At 39.9% G+C, this 15,466-nt stretch carries 16 protein-coding genes; 1 reads left to right on the top strand and 15 read right to left on the bottom strand.

Features of this window, described 5'->3' with window-relative positions; genetic code table 11:
- Window positions 1–12: 12 nt before the first annotated feature.
- From HMPREF3249_RS04350 to HMPREF3249_RS04315, 8 genes are all read right to left on the bottom strand, one after another.
- Window positions 13–228, bottom strand: a complete 216-nt coding sequence (locus tag HMPREF3249_RS04350) for a YozE family protein (protein WP_059220668.1) — start codon at window positions 226–228, stop codon at window positions 13–15.
- The gene (locus tag HMPREF3249_RS04345) at window positions 225–1,754 is read right to left on the bottom strand and encodes a glycosyltransferase family protein (RefSeq protein WP_059220666.1); all 1,530 of its coding nucleotides are present in this window, start codon (window positions 1,752–1,754) and stop codon (window positions 225–227) included. The genes HMPREF3249_RS04350 and HMPREF3249_RS04345 overlap by 4 nt, the downstream gene beginning before the upstream one ends.
- Before the next feature lie 76 nt (window positions 1,755–1,830).
- Entirely contained in the window at window positions 1,831–2,304 is a 474-nt protein-coding gene (locus HMPREF3249_RS04340; protein ID WP_222611892.1) for an ASCH domain-containing protein, read from the bottom strand.
- Entirely contained in the window at window positions 2,292–2,921 is a 630-nt protein-coding gene (gene pyrE, locus HMPREF3249_RS04335; RefSeq protein ID WP_059220664.1) for an orotate phosphoribosyltransferase, read from the bottom strand. Before pyrE ends, HMPREF3249_RS04340 begins: the two co-directional genes overlap by 13 nt.
- 10 nt (window positions 2,922–2,931) lie before the next feature.
- Window positions 2,932–3,258 carry an inorganic diphosphatase gene (locus HMPREF3249_RS04330; protein ID WP_059220661.1) on the bottom strand — a complete coding sequence of 109 codons (327 nt, stop codon included), beginning with the start codon at window positions 3,256–3,258 and terminating at the stop codon, window positions 2,932–2,934.
- The gene (gene pyrF, locus HMPREF3249_RS04325) at window positions 3,251–3,946 is read right to left on the bottom strand and encodes an orotidine-5'-phosphate decarboxylase (RefSeq protein WP_003035645.1); all 696 of its coding nucleotides are present in this window, start codon (window positions 3,944–3,946) and stop codon (window positions 3,251–3,253) included. Before pyrF ends, HMPREF3249_RS04330 begins: the two co-directional genes overlap by 8 nt.
- 200 nt (window positions 3,947–4,146) lie before the next feature.
- Window positions 4,147–5,088, bottom strand: coding sequence for a dihydroorotate dehydrogenase (locus HMPREF3249_RS04320; protein WP_003042536.1), 942 nt, complete (start codon window positions 5,086–5,088; stop codon window positions 4,147–4,149).
- 9 nt (window positions 5,089–5,097) lie between these two features.
- Window positions 5,098–5,904, bottom strand: a complete 807-nt coding sequence (locus tag HMPREF3249_RS04315; protein ID WP_037567328.1) for a dihydroorotate dehydrogenase electron transfer subunit — start codon at window positions 5,902–5,904, stop codon at window positions 5,098–5,100.
- A gap of 192 nt (window positions 5,905–6,096) precedes the next feature.
- On the opposite strand from HMPREF3249_RS04315, the gene HMPREF3249_RS04310 reads away from it, so the two are divergent.
- A complete protein-coding gene (locus tag HMPREF3249_RS04310; protein ID WP_003028007.1) occupies window positions 6,097–7,005 on the top strand; it encodes a LysR family transcriptional regulator in 909 nt (302 codons plus the stop codon).
- 357 nt (window positions 7,006–7,362) lie between these two features.
- Here HMPREF3249_RS04310 and HMPREF3249_RS04305 read toward each other — a convergent pair whose 3' ends face one another.
- The 7 genes from HMPREF3249_RS04305 to HMPREF3249_RS04275 all read right to left on the bottom strand — a co-directional run bounded on the left by HMPREF3249_RS04305 (window position 7,363) and on the right by HMPREF3249_RS04275 (window position 15,444).
- Window positions 7,363–7,803, bottom strand: coding sequence for a cupin domain-containing protein (locus tag HMPREF3249_RS04305; RefSeq protein WP_070867495.1), 441 nt, complete (start codon window positions 7,801–7,803; stop codon window positions 7,363–7,365).
- A 24-nt stretch (window positions 7,804–7,827) separates the two neighbouring features.
- On the bottom strand, window positions 7,828–8,571 hold the full coding sequence (locus HMPREF3249_RS04300; RefSeq protein WP_003042374.1) for a carboxymuconolactone decarboxylase family protein: 744 nt from the start codon (window positions 8,569–8,571) through the stop codon (window positions 7,828–7,830).
- 94 nt (window positions 8,572–8,665) lie between these two features.
- Window positions 8,666–9,346 carry a LysR substrate-binding domain-containing protein gene (locus HMPREF3249_RS04295; protein ID WP_257369180.1) on the bottom strand — a complete coding sequence of 227 codons (681 nt, stop codon included), beginning with the start codon at window positions 9,344–9,346 and terminating at the stop codon, window positions 8,666–8,668.
- Entirely contained in the window at window positions 9,340–9,462 is a 123-nt protein-coding gene (locus HMPREF3249_RS04290) for a helix-turn-helix domain-containing protein (protein WP_003042193.1), read from the bottom strand. Before HMPREF3249_RS04290 ends, HMPREF3249_RS04295 begins: the two co-directional genes overlap by 7 nt.
- A gap of 186 nt (window positions 9,463–9,648) precedes the next feature.
- Window positions 9,649–10,887 carry an MFS transporter gene (locus HMPREF3249_RS04285; protein WP_070867494.1) on the bottom strand — a complete coding sequence of 413 codons (1,239 nt, stop codon included), beginning with the start codon at window positions 10,885–10,887 and terminating at the stop codon, window positions 9,649–9,651.
- A gap of 261 nt (window positions 10,888–11,148) precedes the next feature.
- The gene (carB, locus tag HMPREF3249_RS04280) at window positions 11,149–14,328 is read right to left on the bottom strand and encodes a carbamoyl-phosphate synthase large subunit (protein ID WP_059220657.1); all 3,180 of its coding nucleotides are present in this window, start codon (window positions 14,326–14,328) and stop codon (window positions 11,149–11,151) included.
- Between the two features lie 27 nt (window positions 14,329–14,355).
- On the bottom strand, window positions 14,356–15,444 hold the full coding sequence (locus tag HMPREF3249_RS04275; RefSeq protein WP_003042289.1) for a carbamoyl phosphate synthase small subunit: 1,089 nt from the start codon (window positions 15,442–15,444) through the stop codon (window positions 14,356–14,358).
- Window positions 15,445–15,466: the final 22 nt, after the last annotated feature.

Below are 15,466 nucleotides of genomic sequence, written 5' to 3'. Positions count from 1 at the left end.
CACTTCTCTGAACTAATGATCCTGATAGTCTTCCCAAATCGCATCAAAATCGCTAAGATTAAAGGAAAAGTCAGCATGCTCTTCTAAATAGCGACTGACTTCATCAAAATCATCCGTATGCTTAGGAAAAGTCGGTTCATGAAAAACTAAATCGGCGAGTATTGCCTTGGGCGCTTTGCTTTTGGGATTACGCTCCGTCATCAACCAAGTGTAAAACGATTTTCTCATTTTATCTTTTCTCCTTTCTTACTTTTTAACCAATCCGGTAAATATTTAGTCAATCCTAATGCAGACAATATGATGATTTGCGGTAAAAATTGTATTAAATACCGCGTCTTTCCACCTTCAAAAATGAGCAAAAACAACAAACCTCCAAAAACTGCAAGACTGATACAATTCAATTTATCATTTGCACGATATTTCCACAAGGCAAAAACAAGTCCCAGACTCATCACAATCCAAATAACCTGCTTCACAATCTCATAATACCGATACTCATTCTTATCGACACTCAGAAAATAAGTTCTGATAAACTGCGCCACAGGATTCTTTTTTGTATAAGGATAAAGAGGAGAAATATAGGGCGTTTTTTCATATTCCACATCTCGATACAACCAGCCTAGAGTTCCTTCTGAAACAGTTAATGAATGCTTATAGTAAAGATGATTGAGAAATCCAAAAAATGAATACTCTTTTAAACGTCGTTTGATTTCTTTTTTTACATTTTCTTGCTTAAACATTCCATTATTATACTGTTCTCTCTGATCCACATCAATGTATTGAAGCAAACCCTCTTTCATGTCTTCTTGATCGTGTCCAATAAAAGTCAACCCTAAGTCAATAAAGAGCAGAGGACTTTTAGACAATCCTTTCTCTTGTATCAATGTCACTTCTGTTTGCGTCGCTTTCAGATAGTTTCCGCCGATAGAAGTTACGCCAAACGATAGGAGAAAGGTGAAAAAGATTAGGATAAATTTCTTCCATTCCTTTTTGAACAACAGCAAAATAAAACCTGCCATAATAACAATCAACACAGTTGGTCGTATCAGCACTGCAAGCCCACTTATCAAACCTAATCTGATTGTCTTTATGAAGAGTACCCTCTTATCCTGCCATCGAAGCCCAAGTAAATCAAAAAGTAAGAATATTTGTAAAGCAATGAGCGGAAGAGGCCATATATCCGTGTACATCGAATAAAAATAAGGTGAAAAGCCAACTAGCAACACATACAAACTAAATGTCACATCAGCAGCAGACTCACTCACATATTTTTTCATTCCCTTGTACAAAATGAGTGCCGTTATATCGGCATAAAATATATTTAATCCCTGCAAAATCCATAAAGCTGAGCTTCCAAAGATATTATAAAAAAAGCGCTCATACAAAAAGAGAAACAGATTATTCGGATTGCGTGTCAAATAGCTGGAAATAGAAGATTCTTTTAAGTACTTAAAAGCGCCGTTAAAAACAACTGCTGCATCTCGCCGAATCAACAATTGAGCAGACAAAAGCATTGCTAACTGAAATATAATCACCGCTATCATAATAGCAACTTTGTGCTTCATCAGGTAGTGGTAGCATTTTTTAAAATTTTCTAGATAACGATAAGCCAGAAACGCTAGTATTGTCACTCCAATCAAAGCCAGACTAGAAATTGTCCCTAGATGAATAATCGCAGTAAAAAACCAATGCAAGCACACAAGTAACATGATTTTTTGCAAGATTCCAAAGAAAAAAGAGTACATTTTTAGCATAGGCCCATTATATCAAAATCTAATTTATTCCGCTATTTTAAAAACAACAATCGTCAGATTGCTGCTTAACGTCTAATTACTTGCTACGTCCGTTTTCTTCATTGTCTAAAAGATAATCTTCTAAAACAGTAAAAATTTCTGTAACAACCAAACCAGACTCTGAAAATTCTAATCCTTCTTCTGGCAAGGTTTTACGCCAATAATCCCCAAAAATAGTCTGCCAATCTCTTAAACTACGATTGCCTTCCCCTTCTAAAAAAGCTTCTTCTGCTGTCACTTGATGAAAGGGACGGACAAGAACTTTGTTTGTCACCATAACCAAGGCTCGACTAGGATTCTCCATTCTATCTAGCATGATGGAGACTTCTCCAACTTTAGGTAACGATACCTTGTCTTTTTCATACTCTTCAAACCAAGAACTTGTCGCTTGCTTAGTTCCTCTCAATGTCAAATCATATAAGTCTGGAAATTCATCTGGATGTGCCCAAACTTCTGCCTGAGGATACTTCCTACTTAGTTCTACTAGATTTATTTTCCTTATCCCTCCCAATTTTCTTGATCATGCTTAAATTTCTCAAGTAGTGCCAATCCTTCTGCTGAAACATAGCCTTCTTGTTCCGCCAGATTAATCAATTCAGTATAGTTAGATAAGGTCACTAGTTTCACACCTGCATCCGAAAAATTCTTTTCTGCTCTAGGCAATTCATAAGTGAAAATAGCCACTACTCCAATGACATCTGCACCTTCCCGCTTCGCTGCTGCAACGGCATCCAAAACGGAACCACCAGTTGAAATTAAATCCTCAACCACGACCATTTTTTGACCTGATTTTACCCGACCTTCAATCTGATTTCCAGCACCGTGGTCTTTTGGTTTGCTACGGATATAGGCAAACGGTAAGTTCATCTTATCTGCAATAATTGCACCGTGAGGAATACCTGCTGTCGCTGTTCCAGCAATGACTTCTGCTTCTGGAAATTCAGTCTTGATTTTCTCTACAAAACCATTTTCAATCAAGGTCCGCGTTTCTGGATAGGCTAAGGTCACACGATTGTCTGTATAAATTGGAGACTTGATACCGCTTGCCCAAGTGAAAGGTTCTTCCGGTTTCAAGTAAACAGCCTCAATTTTCAGTAAGTCACGGGCAATATCTTTTGCTAAAGTCATGATTTCTCCTTTACAATAATTCAATAGTGGAAACAAAATATTGTTCCAAAAAATATGTCTTTTCTTTAATATCTTCTATGGTAATATTCTCATTTGTAGAGGTCAGTACCCACTTATCCTCCACATCATCTTGTCGGTGAATAACAGCAATCAATTCTCCTTCAAAAGATTCCAAAGGTTCTCGTATTTTTTCCGAAATGATATAAACATCTTGTTCTTCGCCGTCTCCAGCAAATAAATCCGGAATATAACCATAGTTGATAGGATAACGATTTCCAAAACTATCTTGATAACCTATCGGTCTGTCAATGATTGCTCGATAAATTTTTCTAGCCATTCACCCATTCCGCCTTTATAGCTCGGTAAGCAGCTACTGGATCAGTTGCTCGTGTGATGGGACGTCCAACCACAATGTAATCACTACCAATTTGATGTGCTTCTTGCGGCGTCATAACCCGTTTTTGATCCCCGATTTCAGAACCAGCTGGTCGAATACCTGGAGTGACGCACAGAAAATCTTCTGATGTTGCGGCTTTAATCAGCTTAACCTCCTGAGCCGAACAAACAACTCCGTCCAGTCCAGCTTCCTTAGCTTTGCAGGCATAGTTGACAACAGATTCTGAAACAGTTGTTTGGATATTTTGGCAATCTCTCATATCTTCCTCACTGGTAGAAGTCAACTGGGTCACTGCTACGAGCTTTGCCTGATCGCCTAAAACCTTCTTGGCTTCTCGCATCATTTCCACGCCACCTGCCGCATGAACCGTCACCATATCAATCCCAAAGGTTCTCAAAACTGACATGGCAGAGCGCACTGTATTTGGAATGTCGTGCAATTTCAAATCTAGGAAAATGCTGTGTCCCAAACCTTTCAGATAATGCACAATTTCCGGACCAATGGCATAGAAAAATTCCATACCGATTTTGACATAGAGCTTTTCGTCTTCTGGAAAATGCTCCAAAAACTCCTTGACATCATCAAATGACGGAAAATCAAGGGCAATAATAGGACGTTCTTCACGCATGGGGGATAATCTCCTTATTTTTACTGGTAATCTGGTAATAATCATAAAGAAAAACCTTGCCTGAGAGCAAGGTTACACGAAAATCAGCATTTTATTGCCATTTTAAACCGTATGTACCTTGGAGCCTCTCTGGACTTCTTTAAAGGTTTTATTTCAATTATTTTATAATTTACTTTATCTCTTGTCAAGTAAAATATCAATTAAGCAAGCAAATTTTCCTTGACTTCTGCTCGCAGACTTTCCAAACTTTCAATGCCATACTTATCCATAACTTTAGGTAGGTTCTCAATGATATTAGGACAAGCATGAGGGTCTGTGAAATTTGCCGTACCAACACCAATAGCTGATGCTCCCGCAATAAACATTTCAATGGCTGCTTCTGCTGAATCTACTCCACCCATACCAATGATTGGCAAACTGCTGGATTGGGCTACCTGACGAATTAACTTCAAGGCAACGGGAAAAACAGCAGGACCTGACATACCGCCCGTTCCATTTGCGAGAATCGATTTTCTACTTTTCAAATCAAATCGCATACCAACTAAGGTGTTAATCATGGTAAAGCCTGTTGCTCCTGCAGCTTCTACAGCTTTAGAAATTTCGGTAATGTCTGCTACACTTGGCGTTAATTTGACATATACCGGCACACTAGAAGCTTCAACTGCTGCTTTCGTAGCATTGTAAGCCAAATCTGGCACCTGCCCAATCAATAATCCTCCATTGCCATAATCCACATTAGGACAGGAAATATTGAGTTCAATTGCTTTAACGTTTGGTGCTTGAGAAATTTTTCCTGCGACAAAAGCATATTCTTCATTAGAAAATCCAGCAACATTAGCAATAATCGGCAGATTAGGATAATGTTGAGCCAGCCAAGGAAGCTTTTCTGCTAACACCACATCTACACCAGGATTTTGCAAACCAATAGCATTGAGCATACCAGCTGGTGTTTCCGCCACGCGCGGTGTCGGATTGCCAAAACGAGGATTCTGCGTGCTTGCTTTAATCATGATCGAGCCAAGCACATCTAGGTCATAATATTTGGCATATTCCTGACCAAAACCAAAACAGCCCGAAGCTGGAATAATTGGATTTTTCAGTTCCAATCCCGGAAGAGAAACTGCTAAACGATTTTTCGACATGTTCACCTCCTACACCAAGACTGTGCCAGTCTCAAAAACTGGACCGTCTTCACAGACACGCTTATTGACTGATTGATCCTCACCAGCCACATGAAGTACGCAAGCATAGCAAGCCCCCATTCCACAAGCCATTCGTGACTCCATAGAAATGTAAGCTCGTGGATGACTACGAAATGTTTCATCAACATATTTGAGCATACCAGGGGCACCGCAAGCATAAACCGCAGTAAAACTTTCTGGCAACTCATTCACAACAGAGGAAACATAGCCTTTGCGACCATAAGAGCCGTCATCTGTTGTTACGATGACACGACCGTATTTTTTCATCTCTTCTTCCAAAATAACGGCGGCTTTTGTTGCAAATCCAAGAACTGAAGTGACCTTGACCCCTTTGCTATGTAATTCTTTTGCTACCTGCAGCAAGGGCGGAACACCAATACCGCCTCCTATGATTAAGGCTGTATCTTCAATGTCCAAACCAGATAAATCAAACCCATTTCCTTGAGGACCCATGACATCCAACTGAAAACCCTTCTGCAATTTAGAAAAAATTTCTGTGCCTGCCCCTTCTATCCTGTAAATAATCCGACAAATTTTTCTCTCTTTATCAATCTCTGAAATTGAAATAGGTCGCCGTAGAAGCTTTGTATCATCTGGGACTCGAATATGTAGAAACTGACCAGCCTTCATCTGGCTAACCATTTGCCCTTGTAAATCCATAGAAAAAATTCGCGGAGCAATTTCCTCTTGATGCACAATGCTCATCTTCTCCAACATGATTTTTCCAAATCTTGCCTTACACGAGCTATTTACCATTTCTACCTCATTTCTTTATTAAAAAAGACCCTGCATATACACGCAAGGCTTCACGAAAATGGAGAGCAGATTTTCTCACTCTTCTTTCACCTGAAACCTTGGAAGCCTCGCTGGACTTTCTTAAAGGTTAAATTTAATATATTTTACAACTTAACAAGTGTTTTGTCAATGCTAATGTGATAAAATAGATTCATGAGAATTCAGCAATTACATTATATTATTAAAATCGTCGAAACTGGCAGCATGAACGAGGCTGCCAAGCAACTCTTTATTACCCAACCTAGTCTGTCCAATGCAGTGCGCGATTTGGAAAATGAAATGGGCATTGAGATTTTCATCCGCAACCCCAAGGGCATTACCCTGACCAAGGACGGGATGGAATTCCTCTCCTATGCTCGTCAGGTGGTGGAGCAAACCCAGCTGCTGGAAGAACGTTATAAAAATCCCGTTGCTAACCGAGAACTTTTCAGCGTTTCCTCCCAACACTACGCCTTTGTAGTCAATGCTTTCGTATCTCTGCTCAAAAAGAGTGACATGGAAAAGTACGAGCTCTTCCTGCGGGAAACCCGAACTTGGGAAATCATTGATGACGTCAAAAATTTCCGTAGTGAAATTGGTGTTCTGTTTCTCAACAGCTATAACCGCGATGTCCTCTCCAAAATGCTAGATGACAATCACTTGCTTGCCACTCATCTCTTTACCGCACAGCCCCATATCTTTGTCAGCAAGAGCAATCCTCTAGCAAAGAAAAAACTGGTTCAACTAGCTGATCTAGAAGATTTTCCTTATCTGAGCTATGACCAAGGAACTCACAACTCTTTCTACTTTTCAGAAGAAATCCTATCCCAAGAACACCATAAAAAATCCATCGTTGTCAGTGACCGAGCAACCCTTTTCAATCTTTTGATTGGTCTTGACGGTTACACTATCGCAACTGGTATTCTCAACAGCAACCTCAACGGTGACAATATTGTTTCCATTCCGCTAGATATTGATGACCCTATTGAGCTGGTTTATATTAAACATGAAAAAGCTAGCTTGTCTAAAATGGGTGATAAATTCATTGAATACTTGTTAGAAGAAGTTCAATTTGATAAGTAAACCATAATCATCTTATGTGTGATAAACAACGAAATTTTTATGCTATATTTTCTCCCATCGCTTTACAATAGGCTTGAACACCTTTATTGTATCGCGTTGGGAGTTTTTTCTAGCATTTTCATTTTTATGTGTAGCGAGAAACTGTTATCCTATCATTTAAAATAGAATAAAATTACGCAATTAAAAACAGCATAAACTTTCTTACGATAGGTTTGTGCTGTTTTCTTTAATACATAGGTCTGTCGCCGTCTGTTCCTGACTTTGAAATACCTAGACTAGCATAGTTGTATAAAGACGGTTCTTTTATGATACAAACAATCAAATCCGCAATACTTGCTCTTGAGATGATTGTTTCTTCTAATCTTTTAATTGATTATATTCCTCGTCTGAAACAGCTTCACACCATTCGTTTGACAAATCTTCCCCAGGAACACCAAACGCTATATGGCTGAACCAAGAATCTTTTTTCGCACCGTGCCAGTGCTTTACATTCGCAGGGATAATCACTACAGAACCTTCAGATAAGCTGACTGCTTCTTTACCTTCTTCTTGATACCAACCTTCACCAGCCGTACAAATCAGAATTCGTCCACCGCCCTTGCTAGCGTGGTGAATATGCCAATTATTTCGACAGCCAGGCTCAAAAGTGACATTATGAAGGGCGATTACACCATCTTTTGTTGCACCGAGGGAATTTAAATACGATTGACCGATAAAGTATTGAGCATAAGCATCATTTGATGCACCAAGTCCGAAATGATTTGCCTTATCAAAGGCTTCTTTTGTTTGATATTTCATTTTTCTACTTCCTTTGTGATAAATTTACTGTTGTGCATTTACAACTTCGTTGATACAACTAAGTGCATTTAGAGTACGCGGATAACCGATATAAGGGATACAAGCAGAGATGACTGCAATTAACAACGTTTTATCATTTCCTAAGCGAAGATTGGCTGCAATGTGCCCTTTTAGCTGCGGTTCACAGCCTCCTTGAGAATAAAGATAGCAAAATGTCAGCAATTCACGCTCAGCATAATCAAGGCTAGAGCGAGTATAATAATCACCAAAACAATTATCTACCAACCATTTGTTAATATGGCGTACATCCGGCTCTCCCTTTGTCGCAAAACCTTTCATCTGCTCGCCAAAAATTGCAATCTGAGCTTCTTCTCCAGCTTCTAAGCGAGTTTGATTTTTCGTATTTTTTTGACTAGCCAAAGGAAGAGAAATTCCTTGATTGGTAAAAATCGTATTCGTCGGTGCGAAAAAGGCATAAACACGACTAAGACCTAGATAAGCAATCGCTTGATATAACAATTCTTTGACTTCCACGGCTTTCACCCCATTATCCAAAGCAACGGGAAGAATCTCTTTATAAGCTTCAAGCCCTTGACTGCCAACTAAAACAGCTAAAGTGGCTAGGTAATATCTTCTTTCATCTAATGAGAAGGGGAGGTCTTTCGGCACTTCCTGAAAAGCGAATTGTTTAAAGAGTGCAACAAATTCTGGATCCGTTTCAGATAAGCCTAGCAAATCCGGAAAAGAGACTTTATTATCAATATCCATGACATTTCCTCGCTTTCTTCTTTACATTTCTTATTGTACCGCTTTGCTTTTGACAAATCAATTTGAATTGCAAGAAAAATCAGATAAGAAAAACTTATCTGAAATAACGTTTAGCAATTTCTAAAAAATCTTCTGTGTAAGGATGAGCATGCTCCAAATGATAAAAAAGAAAATAGTCTCGCTCTATCGGTTGCTGATTCTGCAAAAGAGGAAATTCGCAATATTCGCAATAAAGGTTTGAAGTTGCCTTAGTAGTCATTTTTTCAAAAGGAAAATAAGCAGTAGAAACCATGAGTTGCAATGCTGCTTCTTCTGGAGAATAAGCAAAATTAAATTCCGACTGAAAACCAAGATTGTCTCGATAATAATCAGATTCTATCTTTTCCTGTCCTTTCACAGCTAATAACAAAGCTGGATAGACCTGCAAGTCTTTCATCTGAACAGATTTTAATTGGGATAAGGGATGAGCATGTCCAACTCTGATATAAAGAGGGAAAGAAGTTAAGCAAATATTCGCATAATTGCCAGAAAATGATTTTCGCTGGTCGCTAATGGTCATATCCAACTTTTGCTGGCGCAGTGCCGTGCCAATCTCTTCATGACTTCCTACCATGATTTCCAACTGAACACTTGGAAAACGCTCTTTGAATTCAGCTAAAATCTGGGGCAGTACGCTTTCTTTCATTCTCCACAATAGACCTATCCGCATGGAAACTGGCTGTGTTCCTATCAAAACTTGTGTATCAGCTACCAAGCCATTATAATCTTCTAGCAACCGTTGACTTTTTTGATAAAAAATTTCTCAGCTCTCGTTAAATGAAATCCGCGATTTTTGCGTTCAAAAAGGATCACACCAAGCTCCTCTTCCAGCGACTTCATCTGTTGGGACATGACCGATTGCGAAATAAAATTTTCTTCTGCTGCTTCTGTAAAACTCCTGTACGAACAATATCCTGAAAATACGACAGCTGTTTAAAATTCATCCCATTTCCTCCTATACTTGCCTGATTTCATTATATCATGAAATGTAAAAAGCCTGTCATTCAAATGAACAGACTTTCATTAAAACTTAATACACTACGCTTCTTTTGCGACTAATTCTTCTCCTAACAGTGAGTAACGTTCTGCTTTTAAATTCTTAATCGTCCACAAAGCAGAAAAGCTAATCAAATAAAGAGAAGCTAGGAAAATCATGACCATTGAAACGCTCGAGATATCTAAAATTTTACCAATAATCACAGATGAAAATCCTCCAATTGCTCGGCCAACGTTTAAGATGACATTATTAGCTGTGGAGCGAATATGAGCTGGATACAATCTCGTAATCATCGCGCCATAACCCGCAAACATACCGTTTACAAAAAAGCCGACAATCGCACCACCGACAATCATGGCTGGCATTGAATTGGCGAATTGGAAGAGGTAAACACACATGGAAGAAGATAGAAGAAAGATTGAATAAACAAATCTTGGTCCCCATTTATCAAGGATTTGACCGAAAGTGAGCATTCCCAGACACATTCCCAAAATCGTTGAGACCATCCAAAGTGAGGAATCTTTTACAGAAATATGCAGGCTTGTTTGGATAATGGTTGGAAGCCAGTTCATCATACCAAAGTAACCCGCAATTTGCACCGTTGTCATGACCATAAGCGCTACTGTCTGAGCTGTTAGAGCTGGTGTTTTAAACAATTCACTCATTTTAACAGACTGGCATCCTTCTGCTTTTAATTTCACATTGCCATTATCTCGGATATGATCATCGTCAATCGCTAATATCATCCACAAAACCAAAGCAATAGGCGCAAGTCCAAAGAGGAAAAGCCCTTTCCAGCCAAGTGCCGGCGCTAACCAACCTGCTAAAAGTGCTGAAGTAATAGAACCGATTTGCCCTGCAATTCCATTCAGAGATGAAATGCGCCCCATTTTTCCAATAGGAACAATACCTGCCATAATCGCGATGGCAACTCCATACTCTCCACCAACGCCTATCCCAGCGATAAAACGCATGAGATATAGATAATAAATATTTTGTGTAAAGTAAATCAACCCTGTTGCTAATGAAAAAATAACAATCGTCCACTTGAAAACTTTAAACTTGTGATAGCGATCTGCCAGTATACCAAAGAGAAGGCCTCCAACCAACATTCCTAGATTGGTAATTGTTGCAATCCAGCCTCCTTGCGCTCCAGTAACACCTAATTCTGAAATAATAGATGACATCGAAAAAGCTAAGAACATGACGTTTAAGTCGTCCGTTCCTGATGCAACAATCGCAGCAACCAGTGCTCGCTTATTATTTTTGTCTAAAGACATGCACATTCTCCTTAATCGTAGCTCACAGACTACATTTATTAATTGAATACAGCCTAAAAATCAAAAAGCTCAGGAAGTCCTGAGCCAAAAGTTTACAGTAAAATAGTAGATTAGCGCACTAATCCATTTTAACGATTACTTTTATGCCTCACGGGACATGATTAAAGTTGTATTTAATTGTATTAAGTATAAGATAGATAAATAGATTTGTCAAGAGATTTTAAAAAAAGAACTTAATATCATGACAAAAAGAATACTGCTCTAAATTGCTTCTGTCATAAAGCTACGACTTTCTAAGACCTTTAGTATGGCATCAGCTGTATCAAGTGCTGTAAATAGCGGAACTCCATGCTCAATGGCTGATTGACGGATAGCCTGACCGTGCTTATCAGCCGTTCGCTTCGTTCCGACTGTATTGATAATCGCCTGAACCTTGCCTTTGCGAACAAAGGCAGGAATGTCATTGTTATCGGCTGTACCAATTTTTTCAACCAATTGTGTCGAAACACCATTTTCTTTAAAGAATTTCGCTGTGCCCTGTGTTGCTAAAATACTATATCCAATCGCTGCAAAACGCTTCGCTAATGCGAGGGCTTCTTCCTTATTTTCATCCGCAATCGTAAAGACAACATTGCCAAAGTTTGGAAGATGTAGATCAGAGGCTTCAAAAGCCTTGTATAAAGCTTTTTCAAGAGTTGCATCTGTTCCCATAACCTCACCTGTCGATTTCATTTCAGGACCAAGAAGGCTATCTACCTTGGCCAACTTGGTGAAGGAAAAGACCGGTGCTTTAACATGTACATTTTGACTTTCTGGATAAAGACCATCTTCATACCCTAGCTCCGCTAAAGTTTGACCTAAAATTAGCCTAGTTGCCACCTGTGCCATAGGGATATCCGTCACTTTAGACAAGAATGGCACCGTCCGGCTAGCACGAGGATTGACCTCAATGACATAAACCTTCTCATCTTTGATGACAAACTGAATGTTCATCATACCGATACAGTGAAGTCCGATAGCCAATTTCTTAGTATAATCGGCGATAGTCCGCTGAACTTGAGCAGATAAGGTTTGCGGAGGATAAACAGCCATAGAATCACCTGAGTGAACTCCAGCCCGTTCAATATGTTCCATAATCCCTGGAATTAAGACCTGATGTCCGTCTGAAATGGCATCTACCTCACATTCCTTGCCAACAATGTAAGAGTCTACCAACACCGGATGATCGGGACTAGCCTTGACAGCAGTCCGCATATAGGAGCGAAGGTCTGCTTCGTTCTCTACAATCTCCATAGCACGACCGCCCAGAACATAAGAAGGACGCACCAAGACTGGGAAGCCAATCTTGCTGGCTGCTGCCACCGCTTCTTCTTCATTCGTCGCTGTCTGACCTGGTGGCTGCGGAATATTCAAATCCTTAAGAGCCTGTTCAAACAAATCACGGTCTTCTGCACGGTCAAGGTCAGCTACCTGAGTACCTAAAATTTTCACGCCAGCTTTTGACAATGGCTCAGCTAGATTGATAGCGGTTTGTCCACCAAATTGGACGATGACTCCCTTTGGCTGCTCCAGTTCAATGACATTCATGACATCTTCAAAAGTCAAGGGTTCAAAGTAAAGCTTGTCAGAAACCGAAAAATCTGTTGAGACCGTTTCAGGATTACTATTCATAATGATTGCTTCATAGCCAGCTGCTTGAATGGCCTTGACAGAATGCACAGTAGCATAGTCAAATTCTACTCCTTGACCAATTCGAATAGGTCCAGAGCCCAACACTAGAACAGACTCTTTTTCTGACTTGATTGATTCATTTTCAAAAGCATAAGTAGAATAAAAATATGGCGTGCTTGATTCAAACTCAGCTGCACAGGTGTCAACCATTTTATAGACTGGAAGAATCCGCTCTTCTTTACGAAATTGACGTATTTCTTCTGCTGTCATTTTCCAAAGCCGAGCTAACTTAGTATCTGCAAAGCCGTTTTGCTTAGCCTGTCTAAGCAGATTTGCATCTCCAACATGAGTCATTAACTCCTGCTCTAATTCATGAATGTGAAGCAATTTATCCAGAAAGAACAAATCAATCTTGGTTAGTTTTGCAATTTCTTCGATATCATAGCCACGGCGAATGGCTTCAGATATATAGAAAAGACGATCATCCTGAGCTTTGACGACTTTTTCTAGTAAATCATCATCTGCCACTTGATTTAGTTCTGGCATTTCATTATGATCAACACCAATTTCCAGAGAACGACAGGCTTTAAGAAGACTTTCCTCAATGTTACGCCCAATAGCCATGACCTCACCGGTAGCTTTCATCTGCGTTCCCAGATGACGTTCTCCATGTTCAAATTTATCAAAAGGAAAACGTGGAATTTTAGCTACAACATAATCCAGAGCCGGTTCAAACATGGCATAAGTTGTGCCTGTGACCGGATTAATAACTTCATCTAGTGTCAAGCCAATGGCGATTTTTGCAGCCAATTTAGCAATAGGATAACCCGTTGCTTTAGAAGCTAAGGCAGATGAACGAGACACGCGCGGATTGACTTCAATGACATAGTAATTAAAGCTATGTGGATCCAATGCCAACTGCACATTACAGCCTCCTTCGATTTTTAGAGCACGGATAATTTTCAAGCTAGCATCCCGCAACATTTGATTTTCATAATCCGAAATAGTTTGCGTTGGCGCAAAGACAATGGAATCACCTGTGTGTACACCGACTGGATCAAAGTTTTCCATATTGCAGACCACCAAAGCATTGTCAGCTGCATCGCGCATAACTTCGTACTCAATTTCTTTGAAACCAGCAATAGAGCGCTCAATCAAACACTGAGTCACCGGAGATAATTTCAGACCATTTTCAGCAATCTCTCGCAATTCTTCCTCATTGGCACACATTCCGCCGCCAGTTCCCCCTAAAGTAAAGGCTGGGCGAACAATTACTGGGTAGCCTATTTTCGCTGCAAAGTCTACCGCTTCTTCGACTGTATTTACAATTTCGGATTCTGGAATAGGCTGTTCCAACTCTTCCATGAGCTGCTTAAACAAATCACGATCCTCAGCTTGATCAATAGCCGACAGCTTAGTTCCTAAAAGTTCGACACCTAGCTCATCCAAGATACCTTTTTTGGATAATTCCATTGCCATATTGAGTCCTGTTTGCCCACCCAATGTCGGCAGAAGTGCATCTGGTCGCTCTTTCCGTAAGATTCTAGTGACAAATTCCAGCGTGATTGGTTCAATATAAACCTTGTCAGCAATTTCCTTGTCTGTCATAATCGTTGCAGGATTGGAATTAACTAAAACGACTGTGTAGCCTTCTTCTTTCAAAGACAAGCAAGCCTGCGTTCCTGCATAATCAAACTCAGCAGCCTGTCCAATGACAATGGGACCAGAGCCAATCACCATAATTTTCTGAATATCTGTACGTTTTGGCATGTTTTTCTCCTATTCCTAATCCATTGATTACAATGAACTATGCTGTTGTTTAAAAGCATCAATCATTTCCATAAACTCATCAAAGAGATAACTGGCATCATGTGGTCCTGGTGCAGCATCAGGATGAAACTGCACTGAAAAAGCAGGGAAAAACCGATGTCGCACACCCTCAATAGACTTGTCATTGATTTCCTCATGCGTAATCAGCAACTCGCTCGGAAAATTTTCCCGACTAACAGCATAACCATGATTTTGGCTGGTAAAATCAATTCGCCCTGTCGCAATCTCTCTGACAGCATGATTAAAACCACGGTGACCGAATTTCATTTTATAAGTCTGAGCTCCATTTGCCTTACTAAAAAGTTGATGTCCCATGCAGATACCAAAAAGAGGAATTTTACCTTGAATCCCTCGAATCATGTCTAGCACTTGCGGTACATCATCTGGATTACCTGGACCGTTGGATAACATGACACCGTCAGGGTGAAGGTGAAGAATATCTGCTGCACTTGTATCATAGGGAACAACTGTCACATTACAATTGCGTGCCGCTAATTCACGAAGAATCGAATGTTTCAATCCAAAATCAACTAACACAATACTAGGACCTGAACCCGGTGCTGGATACGGTGTCTTTGTTGAAACTTGTTTGATATTATCGGTCGGCAAAACGGTCGCCTTCAACTGATCTTGCAGATGCACCATTTGGTCGCCTACATTGGCTATTGTTGCTTTCATCGTTCCATGCTGTCGAATGATTTTCGTCAATGCCCGTGTATCAATACCAGCAATTCCTGGAATTTTCTTGACTTTTAAAAACTCGTCCAAAGTCATCTGATTACGCCAATTGCTCGCTCGGCGTGCCCACTCATAAACGACCACTCCTTTACAAGTAGGAGTGATCGATTCGTAGTCATCACGGTTAATTCCATAATTTCCGATTAACGGATAAGTAAAGGTTAAGATTTGTCCATTATAAGACTGATCTGTAATAGATTCTTGATAGCCGGTCATACCTGTATTAAAGACGATTTCTCCAGTCACATCCATATCAGCACCGAAGGCCTCTCCTTCAAATACTGTACCATCTTCCAGAATTAACAAGCGTTTTTCCATTTTCCCCTCCGTTTGTTCTTAC

This window comes from Streptococcus sp. HMSC36C04 (assembly GCF_001839535.1).
GTDB classification, from domain to species: Bacteria; Bacillota; Bacilli; order Lactobacillales; family Streptococcaceae; genus Streptococcus; species Streptococcus hominis.
This window is presented reverse-complemented; position numbering and strand designations above follow the sequence as displayed.